Raw genomic sequence first — 15,937 nt, 5'->3', positions numbered from 1 at the left:
TTAATTCAGCAGATTATTAATATTCAATCAATAATCCGTTTTTATTAAATTAAAAGACTCTTCTCTTTCGCGGTTCCCCTTACATCTCCTGATGGGAGCGTATTTCCTGAATGGAAATGGACAGGGAGGCGCGGCCCCGGTACACGTTCCGGTCAATGGTGAAGGCAATGTCCCAGGGGGGATTGGGGAGTTCCCGTTCCGCCCCGTTGAAGAAGATGGCGTCACGCTCCACCATGCCCTGGCGCATGAAGAGCTTCAGATGGTTGGTTCCCACGCGCTTGGGCGGCTCCGTGGGGAAGACGTCGGAGCTCATGAAGAGGGGCTGGGGGTTGGAGTTGCCGAAGGGTTCCAGCTTTTCATAGCTGTCCAGCAGATCCAGGGTCAGGGCCTGGAAGGAGACTTCCATGTCTATGTTCAGCACCGGGCAGCGCTGTTCCTCCGTGGTGGTCTCCGAAACATAGCGGTTGAAGGCCCGCCGGAAGTCGTCCATGCGGGATTCCTCAATCACCAGGCCCGCCGCCATGTCATGGCCGCCGCCGGAAACCAAAGTGTCCGCGCACTGATGGATGGCCTGCACGAGGGAGACGCCGGGGATGGAACGCCCGGAGCCCTTGCCCACCCCGCTTTCATCAAAGGCGATGACGAAGGTCGGCTTGTGGTACCGCCGCATGAGCTGGGAAGCCACAATGCCCACCACGCCGGGATGCCACGCGCGGGAGCCTAGTACAATGACGTTGTCCCGCTCCGGGTCAAAGGAGTTGTGGAGCATTTGGACGGCGTCCGTCCTGATGGCTTCCTCCTCTTCCTGCCGCTTGCGGTTGTGCGAGTCCAGCATCTGGGCGAGCTGGACGGCGCGCCTGTTGTCCATGGTCAGCAGCAATTCCAGGGCATCTATGGGGGAGTCCATGCGCCCGGCGGCGTTGATGCGCGGCCCGATCCGGAAGCCCACATGCGCGGCGTTCAGGAATCCGGCGTGGCTGGCGGCGTCCGAGGGGCGGATGCCCGCTATTTCCGTCAGGGTTTTCAGCCCCGTATGGCGGCTGTGGGCCAGCCTGCCCAGGCCGTGGCGCACCAGAATCCGGTTTTCATCCACCAGGGGGACGATGTCCGCCACGGTAGCCACAGCGACCAGGTCCAGGTAGAGCTTGAGGTCAAAGGTTTTCAATTTCCGCACCTTGAGCAGGGCGTGCGCCAACTTGAAGACCACACCCGCGCTGCACAGGTAGGTGTACGGGCTGTTTTCCTCTATTTTGGCATTGACCACCGCCACGGCGTCCGGCCTGCCCTGCGGCCCCGCCTCATGGTGGTCCAGAATGATGACGTCTATCCCCCGCTTGTTGAGCATGTCCACCTCCCTGACGGAGGAAGTGCCGCAGTCCACCGTAATGAGCAGGCTGGGCTTGTCCGAGCATTCGCACAGGCAGCGTTCCATGCCCGCTTCGCTCAGGCCGTAGCCTTCGCGGGAACGGACGGGAATGAAGTACTGGGGGTCCAGGTCATAGGCCATCAGAATGGCCCTGAGCAAAGCCACGGAGGTGACGCCGTCCACATCGTAGTCCCCGTAGATGCACACGGTTTCCCCCGCGTCCACGGCCCGGAAGATGCGTTCCACGGCGGCGCCCATTTCCCCCATCAGGAAAGGATCGCTCAGGTGGGAGAGCCTGGGTTCCAGAAACAGTTCCGTTTCCGCGCCTCCCTTGAATCCGCGCTGGAGCAGGAGCTGCTTGACCAGCAGGGGAAGTGCCGCGGGGAATGCTTTCAGGGCCGGATCGTCCTCCTTCACGGAGGGGCGCAGAGTCCAATGAAAGCCGGGTGTCATGTCAATATTTTAACCCTCCGGCCAACAGGGTCAAGGTTGTTTCCGAATGTTTCAGCCGGGACGGCTGCCGAATGTACCCGGCAGGGCTGGCCGTTTGAATGCGCTCTCCATTCCCCGCGCCCTTTCCGCGGAAGAGTTCCGGGCCGTTTTTACGAGGCATGGAAAAGGCATCCGGCCACGCCCGGTCTTTTTCTCACCATTCCGGTCCGGCCGCCTGCCGGAGCCGTCATGCCAGTACGCAGCAGGGCCGCCGGAATATCCGGGCGGCCCTGCGGAAGACGGATAAAACCGCCTATTTTTTAGAAGAGAAAATCACTTCATTGATCACGGCATCCTTCTGGGGAGCGTTGTAAAACAGGCGCACGGCGGTAGTCCCGGCGGGAATGGCGAATTCCGCCGCTCCGGCTCCCGCGGCCTTCTTGCCTACGGACGTCCACGCGCCTTCACCCCTGCGGGCCTGTACCGCGTATGCCGCGGACCCTACCACAACGAGTTTGGTCGCCTTGGGGTTGTCCAGATTGGGAATCACCACGTCCAGAGGCTTGTCCGCACGGTACACCGTTTTCAGGTTCCTGTCGCTCAGGGCGGCAAGATTCGCTCCGGGATCGGCGGGGGGGACGTCGAATTTGAACATGTTCAGCACCACGTCCTGTTCCTTGCCGCTCTTGTTGACCAGTTTCATGCCCTTGATGCCCTTGGGAAGCTGGTTGGCCTTGGCAATGAAGTTTTGGCCCTGCCTGTCCAGCTTCTGCACCACGGGCTTGGCGGCCCCTTCCACATCCAGCACCACTTCCGCCCAGGAGTTCACGTCATCCCGTTCCAGGTTGATTTCCAGCCAGGTGGCGTCCGTGGGCCCTTCCAGGTCCAGGGCGATGAATTCTCCGGGCTTCATCTTATGGGTTTCCATCACGCGGTTGATCCGCACGATTTTGTCCGATTTCTGCACGGAAACGCCTTCCAGCCCCGCCACATTGGAGGAAGCGCGGGCGGCGGCCGGCGCATTCACGGAGATTTCACGAATGGCCGTCCATACGCTACGGCCGTTGTCCGTCTTTTTAGGTTCAATGACGCGGTAGCGCACGGCGCGGACGGAAACGGGCTTGGACGCCTGCCACGCCACCTGCATGCCGGAGGTTTCCGGTCCCAGGGGCTTCCAGGTTTTCATGTCCTGGGTAGCTTCCAGCTGCCCTTTGGCCACGTAGTCGCCGTCCTTGTCATTGCGGCCCATCAGCACTTCCACGCTCCTGACGGGGATAGCCATGCCGTAGTCCACGCCGTACCAGTCCCCCGGCTGTCCATAGGCTCCAGAATGCCAGAAGGTGCCGCGGTCCCCGTCACAGAAGAGTTCCGCCTTGTCCATGCTGCCGCCTTTCACCAGAGGCCTGGGGGAGAGGGCGGGCGTTCCGGAAAGAGACGGGAAGGTTTTCCTGGAAACGATGTCCGCCAGTTCATTGACGGCGGGCGTCATCACTCGGGAACCGGTTTTCACTGCGGAACGGTACAATTGCCCCTGCTGGTTGTGCTCCCGGGAGATGCGGTCCATGGCCGCAAGCGCCTGCGTGGCTTTCACCAGGGCCGTCACGGCCGCCTTGGGGCTGCTGTTTTCCAGGGCGGCCACGGCGTGCTGCCCGGCCATGCCCAGTTGTTCAAAGGCGTCCACCCAGGCGCCAATTTCCTTCATGAGGCGCGGGTTGTCCACCTTTTCCCGTATGACGGGAGCGGCGGCGGCCATGCGGGAGAATTCCTTTTTGAGCAGGGCTGTGTCCGATTTCACCACCCTGCCCTCCCGGGCGGCTTCCAGCACGCGGGTGACCACGGGGGCTATGTTCACGGATTCCTCGCGCCGGTAGCCGTGCCCGTTGGGGCCCTGGTCGGAGTTGTGGTCCACAAATGCCTGCATGGCCTCCGCAGCCTGCGGATAGAGGCGCACAATGCCCTCCTTCCAGGCTTCGTCCGACTTGAAGCCGTTGATGTTCCAGGCGTAGTCGGCAATGCCGAAGAGCGTTACCTTGGAGGCTTCCGGCTTGTCCATGGGGTTGGAGACCAGCCCGCTCATGGATTCCCGTGATCCGGATTCCTGAGGCAGTCCGTAAACGCGGCCCATGCACAGGTTGGAGCGGCAGTAGTCCGTAACGGGAAAGTTCCACCAGACGTAGGACGGCCTCTTGATTCTCTTGTTCACCCATTCCTGGCCCTCCAGCGTGATGTCATGGCACACGGAGTCGCCCGTCCACATGATGTGAACGGAAGGATCAAGCTGTTCGCCCAGAATGTCCAGGTAGGTGCCCGGCTTGTCGTCCGCCCAGCCGCGGTTGTACTGGGTGGGGCACATGACCAGGGGAGTGACGTCCTTCTTGACCTTGACGAATTCGTTGTTGATCTTGTTCAGTAGCAGGGCCTGCTTGTCCGCCTTGGTGCCTTCCCCAAAGATGTCGTCAAAGAATAAGGCGAAGGAGCGCACGCCCAGCTTGTACATCATCTCAAATTTTTTGATGACATTATTCATGTCCTCCTCCGTCCACTTGATGTCCTTGCCGGGGTGAATGGCCCAGACGAAGTCCACATGGTTTTCCCGGGCCACTTTCACCAGCTCTTTGATTTGGGCGGCCTGGTCCGCGGGATAGGGATCCCGCCAGTGCGGGGAGGAATGGTAGGGATCGTCCTTGGGGCCGTAAATGTAGGTGTTCATTTTGTTCTGCCCGTAGAAGCGCAGCTGGCTCAGGCGGGCTTCATGGCTCCAGGGGGTGCCGTAGAAGCCTTCCACCGTGCCGCGGAACTCAATGTCCGGCCAGTCCGTGATTTCCCCCACGGGCAGCATCACGGCGTCGCCGTTGCCGGTCTTTTTGCCCAGCTGGCGCAATGTCTGCATGGCGTAAAACGCCCCGCGCTCGTCATGGGCGCCGATGCCCACCTTCCCCTGCGAGGAGACCACCAGCTTGTACGCGCCGGATTTTTCCGGCACGCCGGCCAGCAGTTTGTCTCCCTGCGTCCTGGCGGAACGGACCACGACGGACGGTTTCCCGGAAAAAGCCGCCGTCTGGGAAGACAGTTTGGATTGCTGGGGAACGGGATAAACGGCGGGCGCGCCCATGACGGGGGCCGCCAGCAGGACCGCCACGCCAAAGCCACATTGAAGAAGTTGAAAGCCATTCATGATAATGCTCGGTAATGGAATCAGAAAAGAGTGCCCATCTCAAGAAAAAACCGTCCGTATCCGCCTGCGGCATGTCACCGAAAAGAAAGACGGAGGCATGAACGAACACGCCGTCCATGCCTCCGGAATCCTTCCCGGAACATCAGGATCACGGGTGCCCCATCCGGCCCTTTTCCCTGAAAAAAAGGAACCGGAGAGCATTTCAGGCTGCCGTCAATAGGCGAAACTTACTCCCGCGTTAAACCGGTGCGCCACAGCCTTGTTTCTTCCCTCAAATTCGTATCCCGCGTACGCCCTCCAGCGCGCATTCAATTGCAGCGCACTGTTCACGTTCACCCTCACCGCGTTCCGGTCGGGCGCCGTTCCCCTGGCTTCCCAGCGGTAACCGTTGAGCAGGCGCTGGGCAGGCGCGCTCGGGTTTTCACGGTACACATCGGGCAGGTAGCTTACCGCCACGCTGTTGATCCATTCCCTTCCCTTCAGTTCGCTGCGGCAGGTCAGCCCCACGCCCACAGGCAGGGACAGGTTTTTCAAGTGCCCTTTTTCAAAACGGCGCGCGTCCCACCCCGTTTCCGTGAACGAACCCTGGGTCACGTCCGTGTATTCCAGCCCGAGGTTGAAATCCACCTCCAGAACATCGCTCAACCGGCGGCTCCACTTCCCGTTGAGGGTAGCGGCCAGGGTGCGGTTGGTCCATTTTCCGCGAGACCATCCGCCGGTGTGGAAGGAATTCATTCTGTTGGCTGTCCAACCATAGCCAGCGGAGGCCGTCACCATGAGAGCGTCCTTCCTGCCGAGGTCCTTGTACCATCCTCCATAGAGCATGGCGATGCGGGTCTGCTGGCCGATGTCCCCCACAAAGCTGCGGCTGTACAACCTGCCGTACAGGTCGCCGAATCCCAGGCCCAGGATGGTATTCTTCGCCACCCTGCGGTCCGCTCCCACGGCATAGCCGCCGCCGTTGTAGTCGAAGCCGTCCCGGCCGCCTTCGGTGGCATGGAAGAGGAAATCTCCCAGGCCCTTGACCCAGTAGTTGTTTTCCGGCCCCGCCAGGAAGCGCAGGGCGTCCAGGCTGCCGAGAGCGGCGCCCGACATGCCGAGGGCGTTGGAGGCGGAGGACCACATGGAGTTCAAGGTCATGTCGCCGGCCAGCTCGGGCAGAATTTCCTGAATGTCCTCTTTCCCGGGCGTGGGCGTCCAGACAAGCTGGAGCTGTTCGGAAAAGCCGTCGCCGTCCGCGTCCAGCCATTGGTGGCTCCAGGTGCCCGTGTAGGCATAGGGGCTATCCACATCTTCGGATCCAGTAGCTAGAGAATAAGGTCCGGAGAAGTCGCCCTCATGCGTCTTGTCCGAGTCCGTAAGCACAATGAAGACACGCTTCTGTGCCCAGGAGTTGTCCGCATAAAAGTAGTCGGCGGATACGCCGTTGTCCAGAATGCCCACGGAACCGCCCAGCGTGAAGGAATCCGCAGCCGAGATGGAAATCCCGCGGGAGGACTGCGGGGAAGACGCCCACGGAAGCTGTTTCTGCATGTCGAAAATGAAACCGTGGGAAATATCCACGTCCCTGGCATTGATGAAGGCGCTGCTTCCCGGACGCAGGACAATATCCGCATGAGAGACGGTGAAGGAGGCGGCGTTGACCGTGCTGCCGCCGGTGATTTCCAGGGTCCCGTTCTCCAGGGTCATGGAAGTGTCCTCCCTCAGGTCGGAATTACCGAAGACTACGTTATGTTCCAAAACAAGGGTACCCCCGTAGAGAGTGGTTTGTCCCTTGAAGTCATTATAACGGCTGGCAACCAGATGGGAATCTTCCCCCTGGTAGAGCTCCCCGCTGAAGATGACCGTGCCGCCTGTGGTGCGGGGATTGTCGCCATCCATATACTGGTTGATGGAAAAGGCGATGTTTTCCCGGCTGGAACTCAGAGCCGAACTGGTGACGGGGTCGTTGAAACGGATCTGCCTGCCTTCGGAAGCAGCCAGCTGAACGTTCTGATCGCCTCCCATATGGATCGCGTTGGCGATTCCGTTTTCCACGGAGAAGGAACCGTCAGAGTGCCGGGTAAACGTGCCGCCGGTCATGTTGCCACTGAAAAGAACGTCACGGGTCAGAGCCAGGAACTGGCTGGAACTGCCTGCGTAGCTGCCTTGCATAAGAATGGCCCCGCCTTTGGTCCACGCGTAATTGCCGGTGAAGGTCGCTCCGTCCTGCACCGTAATGTTCGAATATCTTGATGAAGCTATGTATATCGCTCCGCCGGAGCCTATGCTTTCGTAGGATGGACCGGCGGAAGAAAAAACGTAATTCCCGGTGAATACAGCGTCGGGGCCAAGAACGAGCGAGGAAGTCTCCGAACGGGAGGCTGATGAAAGCGCAATCGCTCCGCCGTTGCCGTAACGGCCAGAAACATAATTCCCGGAAAACACAGCATTGGAGCCCATGACAAGACTGTTTCCTCCATATCTGGTGCTGTCCGGCATGACGACGTAAATAGCTCCCCCAGAGCCGCTATAGCCTGATGAAACATAATTGCCGGTGAATATGGCGTTATCTCCTATGAGGACGGTTGAACCGTCTGTTCCGTACACATGAATTGCTCCCCCGTCATTGCCGGAAGCGTAGTTTCCGGTGAATGCGGCGTTGTTTCCCATTGTCAGCGCAGCGGCTCTGCCGTATGAGTGTACGCAAATCGCGCCGCCGCTGCCGATAGCATGGTTGTCGGTGAACACGGCGTTGTTTCCCACCGTCAAGGCTGTAGCCGCGTATGAGTGCAGGCAAACCACCCCTCCGTACCCGTAGCCGGTGAAAGAATTTCTGTCAGAGCAATAATTTCCCGTAAACGAGGCGTTATCGGAAATTTTTAAGGAGATGGGAGCAGAGCTGGAGCTGTTGGTGTAGAAAAATACTCTGGCTGGAGCATTGGAAAAAACGACCGATTCCATATTTAGCGTGTAATTGCCTGTGGCCGGACTAAACAAAGGCGTATTTCCCAATCCAGACAGATCCACCGTACGCGGCGTTTCCGGATCATTGGAGCGGAAATTGACGAGAACGGGCAACTTGGAAGTGAGGCTGGAGTCATCGTTATTCAGAATGACGGTGTCTCCCGCTGCCAGGACTCCGGCTGAAGCCAGCTCCGCCAACGTCTGGTATACTTTCCGGCCAGGGTCGGAGGTTTGGGAAGCGTCCACGGTATAGTCCGCCGCGGAGGCGGAGAGGGACAGGAAGAAGCCCGCAAGCAAGCCGCGGCGCAATAAAAAAGGAATCGTAATTTTCATAATTTTTTTGCACGTGAATGCATACGGCAGGGTACGCAAATCCGTTATCCGCCCACAACAGCAAAAAAACTGCATTGAGTCATCCTTCCCGGGGACAAAACCCTCCGCTCTTTGTTTTTAAATGATTGTGAAAAATCAATCCTGTCATCGGGAACAGAAGACATCCGCAGACCGTGCCCCGGCCGGCATCATTCCGCATCTTCACGGGAGCCGGACATGTCCCCTTTTGCGTCTTGCAGTCCCGTTTTTCCCATGTAGAATACATTCCCCTAACCCCCTTCCCCATGGAAATTTTCATTTTACTGCTTGTGCTGGTCCTTCTTTCCGGCATGGTTTTCACGTTTGTGAAGGCCTGCCAGGTCGTTTCCCTGGAACACAAGGTACGCAAGCTGGAAAACAAACTTGCCGAAATCAAGGCGCATATGGACATGCATATGCGCTATGGCAAATCAGTTACGAGCAGCACACCCCAGAACGCTGCAAGACCGGGAGCCTCCACACCGCGCCCCGTGTCATCCCCGCCACGGGCCGCCACGGCCATCATCCCCTATGAGCCCCCCGTTCCCGCAGCCCGGAAGGCCAGACAGCCGGCAGCCGTTTCCCCCGCCTTTTCCTGGGAATATTTCATAGGAGCCAAGCTGCTTTCCTGGATCGGCGGATTCATCCTGTTTCTGGGAACGGGTTTCTTTGTCAAATACAGCATTGACAATGAATTGATTTCTCCGGAATGGAGAATCATCCTCACCTACCTGACGGCCTTTGCCCTGCTGGGAACGGGCCTCTCGCGCCTGAAGAAAAGGTATCCCACCCTTTCCGGCACCCTGACCGCCACCGGCATTCTGGTACTGTACCTGGCCACCTGCGCGGGCCGCATGTTTTATGCGCTGCCCTTTTTCAATACGGCAGTTTCCGCCCTTTTGCTGGCCGCCACCACGGCCGCTGCGTTCGTCCTGGCCGTGCGGCTCCGCTTCCAGGTCATTGCCGTTCTGGGCATCATCGGCGGTTTCCTTACGCCGGTCATCCTGTCCACCGGGCAGGACCACACGGTTTCCCTGTTCCTGTACATGACCCTTCTGAACGCGGGACTGGTTTCCGTGCTGGCCTTCACGCGCTGGACGAAAGTGGGGGCCATCGGCCTCGCGTCCTATACGCTGCTGCTGATGGGCTGGTTTGACGAATACAACGCGAACGGACACGTTCCGGCCGTCACCCTGCTTTCCCTCTGCACGCTGTTCCTCTACTGCGGCTGCGGCCTGTACTCCGGCATCCGGCAGGAGAAGAAGGCCCCTGGCACGGGAAGCTCTTCATTCCTGCTGGCTTTCGGGGCGATTGCCGTGGCGTGCCTGACGGCTTTCCGGATGCAGGCGGAAGGCAATCCCCTGGCCCTTTCCTCTTCCTCCCGGGCGCTTCTGCTCCTGGCCGGGATGTTCCCGATGACCGCCCTTTTTCCGCTGGCCAGGGCAAGGAGCACCTACTGGTCTTGGTTCCTGCCGGTGGCCATCTTCACCGTTTGCTACTTGTGCGCCTCCTTTACGGAACATCCCAAACCGGAAAATTTCCCCTGGTTTTCCGAGCTTCTCCGCAGAATATTCAGCATATTCATGATCGCAGCTTCCTACAAGGTGCTGTCCGCCCGCACCCTGTCCGGAGGGGCCTGCCTGGCCGACCTGCATCCGGGTATCAGAATCTCCTGTTTCACGGCGGCGGCCCTGGCGTGGCTTCCGATCATCTGGCCGAATTCCCCGCTTCCCTTTTACGCCATACTGATCGCGGGTGTCTTCTGCTGGATGGCCGTCCGGCACAGCCGGGGACAGGCCCTGATGGTGGCCGTAGGCGGTTTTGCTCTGTCGGCATGGCATCAGGAATTCCATCCCTGGGTGCCGTTTTTCGTCTTCGCGTTCCTGTTCCTGCTTCCTTCGTTCGTGATCCGGCGCTTCCGCGACGGACTGCTGGCCTGGAGCGCCTCCGCCCTGTGCGTCCCTCTTTTCTATTTTGTCTGGTTTCAGTACGGAATGTCCCACCATCCCGTCTCCACCCGGTTCTGGGCTTCCACCGCCGCTCTTCTCTGCGCCGTCTCCCCCTTCCTGACGGCTCTGTACCTGCAAAGGCTTCCTTTCGAAACACTGCTGAAACGGTCCGCCGTCCTCACCTTTTACTACGGCACGGCCATCGGCATGCTGACCCTGGCCATCGGCTTCCAGTGGAGCGGGACGCCGCTGACCCTGGCCTGGTCCCTGGAAGGCTTCGCGCTCCTGCTGCTGTGCGGAAAGTTTCCCCAGGCCAAGCTGGCCTGGACAGGCTTTTTCCTGCTGGCGGCCATGTTCATCCACAGCGGCCTGTTCAAGACGGTTTCCCAGCTTGATCCGGGCCAAATGCCGGAACTGCGCCTGACATACGCCACGCTGGTTTTCTGCTGCATGGCCGGCGCGTGGTGGATGCAGAAAAAGGTAATGCCCCGCTTCACCGGCGACCGTTCCGGACTCCGCTTCCTCATCCCTTCCCTGAACATCTTCGGAGCCATCCTGCTTTTCATCTGGATGAACATGGAGATTTCCTGCGGGTTTGCCGCGCCGGGGGACCATCCGCTGCTGATCCAGTTCGGCCGCAGCCTGGCGCAGGACCTGACCATCTCCCTGGCCTGGAGCCTGTTCGCCCTGTGCCTGATCGCCGCGGGGTTCGACATCAGGTCCGCCAGGGTGCGCATGGCGGGGCTCGCCCTGCTGGGCATCACGCTGCTCAAGGCCGTGTGCTACGACATTTCCAGCCTCAGCCAGCTTTACCGGGTGGGCGCGCTCGTGGGCCTGGCCTTCATCGTGCTCGTTTCCTCCTTCCTGTACCAGAAGTTCAATTTGAAAATGAGGGGCAAGAGAAAGAACGCAGGAAAGGCGCGCCAAAGTTAGCGTCATCTCACTTTGGAAGACAAATTTGACCATTGCATCCCCTGCCGGGCGCACCATAATGGAAGGCATGCTCCGGCGCGTTTTAATTCCTTTTCTGTGTCTTCTGGGCCTGTTCTGTACTCTGGGCGCCCAGGAGGCCCCCGCCTTGAAGATCGCGGCCCTGCACCCCGTGCTGGGGGACATGGCGCGCGCGCTGGGCGGCAGCCACGTCCAGGTCACGGATTTGCTGAAACCCAACGGCAACCTGCACAGTTTCGAGCCCGCGCCGCAGGATATTGCCGCGGCGGGACAGGCGCGGCTGGTGTTGGCCTCCGGCAAGAATCTGGAGCCGTACCTTCCACGGCTGAAAGACGCCCTGGGCTCCCGGGCGCAGATCGTGGACCTGGGGGCATCCATCCCGGACGTGCCCGTAGCCGCCGATTCCGCGGAACACGACCATCACGACCACGCGGAAGACGGCTCCTGCTCCCACGGCCCCAACGATCCCCACTGGTGGCACACCCCCGCCAACATGAAGAGGGCCGCGCGCGCCCTGGCCGCCGTGCTCGCCAACATGGACCCGGCCCACAAGGAGGATTACGCAGCCGGGCTCTCCCAATGGAACCGGAAGATGGACCGCCTTTCCGCCTGGGCCAGAACGGAGCTTTCCGGCATCCCGGAAGCGGACCGCATCCTGGTGACCGGCCATGCGGCCATGAACCATTTCTGCCGGGAATTCGGCTTCCGCAGCATCAGCATGCAGGGGGTGAGCCGTGAAGACGAGGGGAATTCCGCCCAACTGGCGGCCACGCTGAAAAAACTCCGGGAAGCGAAGGTGAAGGCCGTTTTTCCGGAATACTCCTCCAATCCCAAGAGCCTGAATGAAATAGCCAAGTCCTTGAACATTTCCGTCGCCAAGCCCGTCAATACGGACGGCCTGTCCCCGGACGGGCACGACTTTGAAAGCATGTTCAAACAGAACGTCCAGATTATCAAGGAAGCCCTTTCCCCGGCCCGGAAACCATGACCAGTTCCCCCTTGAGACAATTTTTTCCCGCCCTGGCGGGGGCCGTCCTGCTGGGATTGGCGCTTTACAAGATGACTTCCGGCACTCCGGCGGAACAGGCCGTCCCGCATCCCGCCCAGGAGACTGCCGCACAGGGCGTTCCCACCGTCATTACGGTCAAATGCGCCCACCGGCCCAGGAACATTTCCATAGCCTCCGGGGACGCCGTTCTCTGGAAGGCGGAGAATCCGAGGCTGCATGAAGAAGTGGAGTGCCGCCTTCCCCTGAAGGGAAGTTCCGCCACGCTCACCGTTTCCGCCCAATGGCCGGAAGGCACGCCGGACACTCCCGTGACGCTGGAACTGGAACCAGAAGGCAGGCAGGCCGCTTCCGTCACCCGGTGGTCTTTCGGCCCTTCATTGAACGATACGTACTCCTTCTCATGGAAATAAGCGCCCCCTCCCCTCACTGCGCCCAGGACCACATCTGCTGGGGCGCCCATGCCAGCCATCCGGAGCGCCACCGCCTGGATGTGGAGAACGTCACCGTGTATTACGGCAGGCTGCTCGCCCTCCACGACATCGGCTTTTCCATAACCTGCGGGCACACGCTGGCCCTGATGGGCCCCAACGGCGCGGGAAAATCCACCCTGATCAAGGCGCTGGCGGGGCTGATTCATCCGGATGCCGGCAACATTCTGTGGAACGGGAACCCCCTTCATGACATGCCGAGGGAAATCGCCTACCTGCCCCAGCGCTCCGACGTGGACTGGTCCTTCCCCATCACCGTGCGCGCCCTCGTGGAAATGGGCCGCTACCCGGCCCTGGGCCTGTGGAAAAAATTCTCCGGGCACGACCGGGAGATTGTGGAAAAGTCCCTGCACGTGCTCGGTCTGGAGCACCTGGCGGAACGCCAGATTTCCGAGCTTTCCGGCGGCCAGCAGCAGCGGGCCTTCCTGGCGCGCGCCCTGGCGCAGGAAGCGCACGTCCTCCTGCTGGACGAACCGTTCACGGGCCTGGACGCCCCCGCTTGCCAGTCCCTGGGACGCCTGCTGGATTCCCTGGCCGGGGAGGGCCGCCTAGTCATCGCCTCCCACCACGATTTGAACACGGCGGCGGAAATCTTCGATACGGTTCTGCTGATGAACCGCGACCTGGTCGCTTTCGGTCCGGCGCAGGAGGTGCTTTCCCCGGAACGGATACGGGAAACATACGGAATGAACGCCTGACTGGACAATTTTTCACGTTATGGATGACTTTCTTCAATTTCTCCGGGAACCCATCGCCCAGCGCTCCCTGCTGGCGTGTCTCATGATCGGCTTTGCCAACGGCTTCGTCAGCGGGCTGGTGATCCTGAAAAAATCCGCGCTGCAGATCGGCACGCTCTCCTGCGCGCTGCTGCCGGGAATCGCGGTGGCCGTGCTGATGTTCGGCCTGACGCGCTGGAGCCTGCTGCTGGGGGCCGTGGTGGCCGCCCTGCTGGTGGGGCTGGGCTCACTGTTCGTGTCCCGCACGTCCAGGCTGAACCAGGATACCGCCCTGTCCATCCTGCATACCACGGCGTTTGCCGCCGGCTTCATCGTCCTGGTCCGGCTGGGCCTCCAGCAGAAGATAGACGACTGGCTGTTCGGCTCCATCATGAGCCTGTCGGACTCCGACCTGTGGATCGCCTTCGCCATCAGCGCCGCCAGCGTGCTGACGCTGCTGCTTTTCCGGCGCCCCATCCTGATTTACCTGTTCGACCCGGACATCGCCACCACCCTGGGCATTCCCTCCCGGCTGATCAGCTATGGCATCTTCACCCTCATCATCCTGGTGCTGGTCTCCTCCCTCCAGGCTGTGGGGGCCTTTCTGACGCTGGGGCTGCTCGTGGGGCCCGCCGCCACGGTGTACATGCTCACCAACAAGCCTTCCCACCTTTTCTGGGGCGGCGGACTGATCGGGGCGCTCGGCTCCGTACTCGCCTTTTACCTCTCTTTCCCGCTGGGCTGGCACCTGGGGGCAACCATCATTCTGGTGCTGGGCGTGATCTTCTGCATAGCGTATTTGTATTCTTCCAGATGCGGTTTGCTCAAGCAGCGCGGAAAGAAATCATCCCCATTACAATAAGAAGGCCCTTTTTCATGACAATCCATGACACGCAGTCTTCTAGTCCAAAACAGGGTGCGGGCTTATAATGCGGGTTGTGAAAAAATGTGAGATATGCTCTGCACCGGCAACGGTGTTCCTGACACAGATCATCAACGGCAAGTCCACCAAATTCTGCCTCTGCGCCAAATGCGCCCAGGAGCGGGGCCTGCTGGACCCGGACGCCTTTGATCTGGCGGAAAAACTGTTTCCGAACCTTCAGGGGCAATTCGGCACAAAGGGAGGGGAGGACTCTCCCGCGCCCATTCCGGCGCTTCAGTCCCTTCCCCTGACCAACTGCCCGATCTGCTCCTTTACTCTTCAGGACTACAAGAACGTGGGCCGCCTGGGATGCAGCGAGTGCTACAACGTCTTTGAAGAAGAAATCCTGCCCCTCCTGGCCCAGATACAGCCGGACTCCCACCACCACGGCAAAACGCCCGCAAGAGCGGAAAAACGTGAAACGGAAACCCAAACCATCAGCGACCTGGAACAACAACTCTCTCTGGCAGTAGCAAGGGAAGATTATGAACGGGCGGCCAAGCTGCGCGATCAAATCAAACAACTGCGTACGCCGACCAATTAACATTCATGCTCTTTGACGATTTACTCAACAATCCCGCCAAGTGGATGGTGGAATCCAAAGACGAGCACGACATCGTGCTCACCTCCCGCATCCGCCTGGCCCGGAATTTGACGGCTACCCCCTTCCCCGGCTGGGCCACGCGCCAGCAGCGCGCGGACACCCTGGCCCTTACCTCCGCGGAGGCGCGCCAACTCCCCGCCATGAAGGGCGGCTATTACGCGGAACTTTCCGAACTGAACCAGCAGCAGAAGCAGCTGCTGGTGGAGCGCCACCTCATCTCGCGGGAGCTGGCCGCACGTTCGGAAGGCTGCGCCGTGCTCATTTCCCGCAACCAGAATGCCAGCATCCTGTTCAATGAGGAGGACCACCTGCGCCTGCAGTACATCCTCCCCGGCATCCAGCTCAAGAAGGCATGGAACGCCGTGTCCAAGATAGACTCCGGGCTGGAAGCCAAGCTCCCGTACGCATACAACACGCGCCTGGGCTACCTCACCGCCTGCCCCACCAACCTGGGCACGGGCATGAGGGCCTCCGTGATGATGCACCTGCCCGGCCTGGTCATTTCCGAACAGATGCAGCAGGTCGTCCAGGCGGCCGTGCAGCTCAACATCACCGTGCGCGGCCTGTACGGCGAAGGCACGGAAGCCACCGGCAACCTGTTCCAGATTTCCAACCAGTCCACGCTGGGCGACAGCGAGGAACAAATCGTGGAACGCATGACCCGGTTCACGTCCGACCTGGCGCACCAGGAATGGAACGCCCGCAGAAAGCTGCTCCAGTCCGCCTCCCTCCAGGTGAAGGACCGCGTTTCCCGCGCTTACGGGCTGCTGACCAACGCCACCCTGCTTTCCACCCAGGAGGCGCTGGGGCTGCTCTCCTTCCTCCGCATGGGAGCGTCTCTGGACATCTTTTCCCACCAGGCATTGAAACACGTCAATAAAACCATACTCAACATCCAGCCGGCCCACCTGGCGCGCCTGTCCACCACGGAGCAGACAAGCTCGGAAGACAGGGACCAGATCCGCGCGGACATCATCCGGAAGGAACTCTCCGGAAGCTAATGCAACCAAGAAATATTTTCCATAACA

The 15,937-nt window shown here is 60.3% G+C and carries 10 protein-coding genes; 7 read left to right on the top strand and 3 right to left on the bottom strand.

Features of this window, described 5'->3' with window-relative positions:
* Positions 1-79: 79 nt before the first annotated feature.
* The 3 genes from recJ to OQH67_RS09680 all read right to left on the bottom strand — a co-directional run bounded on the left by recJ (position 80) and on the right by OQH67_RS09680 (position 8,252).
* The gene (recJ, locus tag OQH67_RS09690) at positions 80-1,819 is read right to left on the bottom strand and encodes a single-stranded-DNA-specific exonuclease RecJ (protein WP_265145487.1); all 1,740 of its coding nucleotides are present in this window, start codon (positions 1,817-1,819) and stop codon (positions 80-82) included.
* 292 nt (positions 1,820-2,111) lie between these two features.
* Positions 2,112-4,973: a glycoside hydrolase family 84 protein gene (locus OQH67_RS09685; protein ID WP_215434850.1), complete on the bottom strand. Its 2,862-nt coding sequence runs from the start codon at positions 4,971-4,973 to the stop codon at positions 2,112-2,114.
* Between the two features lie 213 nt (positions 4,974-5,186).
* Positions 5,187-8,252: an autotransporter outer membrane beta-barrel domain-containing protein gene (locus tag OQH67_RS09680; RefSeq protein ID WP_215434851.1), complete on the bottom strand. Its 3,066-nt coding sequence runs from the start codon at positions 8,250-8,252 to the stop codon at positions 5,187-5,189.
* A 284-nt stretch (positions 8,253-8,536) separates the two neighbouring features.
* Here OQH67_RS09680 and OQH67_RS09675 point away from each other — a divergent pair, with 284 nt between their 5' ends.
* The 7 genes from OQH67_RS09675 to OQH67_RS09645 all read left to right on the top strand — a co-directional run bounded on the left by OQH67_RS09675 (position 8,537) and on the right by OQH67_RS09645 (position 15,910).
* A complete protein-coding gene (locus tag OQH67_RS09675; protein WP_215434852.1) occupies positions 8,537-11,152 on the top strand; it encodes a DUF2339 domain-containing protein in 2,616 nt (871 codons plus the stop codon).
* A 25-nt stretch (positions 11,153-11,177) separates the two neighbouring features.
* Positions 11,178-12,158: a metal ABC transporter substrate-binding protein gene (locus OQH67_RS09670; protein WP_215434853.1), complete on the top strand. Its 981-nt coding sequence runs from the start codon at positions 11,178-11,180 to the stop codon at positions 12,156-12,158.
* Positions 12,155-12,589: a hypothetical protein gene (locus OQH67_RS09665; RefSeq protein ID WP_215458858.1), complete on the top strand. Its 435-nt coding sequence runs from the start codon at positions 12,155-12,157 to the stop codon at positions 12,587-12,589. Before OQH67_RS09670 ends, OQH67_RS09665 begins: the two co-directional genes overlap by 4 nt.
* Positions 12,580-13,365: a metal ABC transporter ATP-binding protein gene (locus tag OQH67_RS09660; protein WP_218957821.1), complete on the top strand. Its 786-nt coding sequence runs from the start codon at positions 12,580-12,582 to the stop codon at positions 13,363-13,365. Before OQH67_RS09665 ends, OQH67_RS09660 begins: the two co-directional genes overlap by 10 nt.
* Before the next feature lie 19 nt (positions 13,366-13,384).
* A complete protein-coding gene (locus OQH67_RS09655) occupies positions 13,385-14,245 on the top strand; it encodes a metal ABC transporter permease (RefSeq protein ID WP_067572426.1) in 861 nt (286 codons plus the stop codon).
* A 112-nt stretch (positions 14,246-14,357) separates the two neighbouring features.
* Positions 14,358-14,849 carry a UvrB/UvrC motif-containing protein gene (locus OQH67_RS09650; RefSeq protein WP_067952166.1) on the top strand — a complete coding sequence of 164 codons (492 nt, stop codon included), beginning with the start codon at positions 14,358-14,360 and terminating at the stop codon, positions 14,847-14,849.
* 5 nt (positions 14,850-14,854) lie between these two features.
* Positions 14,855-15,910 (top strand): protein arginine kinase, encoded by a 1,056-nt coding sequence (locus OQH67_RS09645; protein WP_215434855.1) that lies wholly within the window; start codon positions 14,855-14,857, stop codon positions 15,908-15,910.
* The last annotated feature ends 27 nt before the right edge of the window (positions 15,911-15,937 follow it).

Origin of the sequence: Akkermansia biwaensis (genome assembly GCF_026072915.1) — a bacterium.
GTDB lineage: Bacteria > Verrucomicrobiota > Verrucomicrobiia > Verrucomicrobiales > Akkermansiaceae > Akkermansia > Akkermansia biwaensis.
This window is presented reverse-complemented; position numbering and strand designations above follow the sequence as displayed.

Excerpts from the sequence above, each read along its gene's own strand:
- recJ (WP_265145487.1), bottom strand. The coding sequence starts at position 1,819 with ATGACACCCGGCTTTCATTGGACTCTGCGCCCCTCCGTGAAGGAGGAC.
- OQH67_RS09685 (WP_215434850.1), bottom strand. The coding sequence starts at position 4,973 with ATGAATGGCTTTCAACTTCTTCAATGTGGCTTTGGCGTGGCGGTCCTG.
- OQH67_RS09680 (WP_215434851.1), bottom strand. The coding sequence starts at position 8,252 with ATGAAAATTACGATTCCTTTTTTATTGCGCCGCGGCTTGCTTGCGGGC.
- OQH67_RS09675 (WP_215434852.1), top strand. The coding sequence starts at position 8,537 with ATGGAAATTTTCATTTTACTGCTTGTGCTGGTCCTTCTTTCCGGCATG.
- OQH67_RS09665 (WP_215458858.1), top strand. The coding sequence starts at position 12,155 with ATGACCAGTTCCCCCTTGAGACAATTTTTTCCCGCCCTGGCGGGGGCC.
- OQH67_RS09660 (WP_218957821.1), top strand. The coding sequence starts at position 12,580 with ATGGAAATAAGCGCCCCCTCCCCTCACTGCGCCCAGGACCACATCTGC.
- OQH67_RS09655 (WP_067572426.1), top strand. The coding sequence starts at position 13,385 with ATGGATGACTTTCTTCAATTTCTCCGGGAACCCATCGCCCAGCGCTCC.
- OQH67_RS09645 (WP_215434855.1), top strand. The coding sequence starts at position 14,855 with ATGCTCTTTGACGATTTACTCAACAATCCCGCCAAGTGGATGGTGGAA.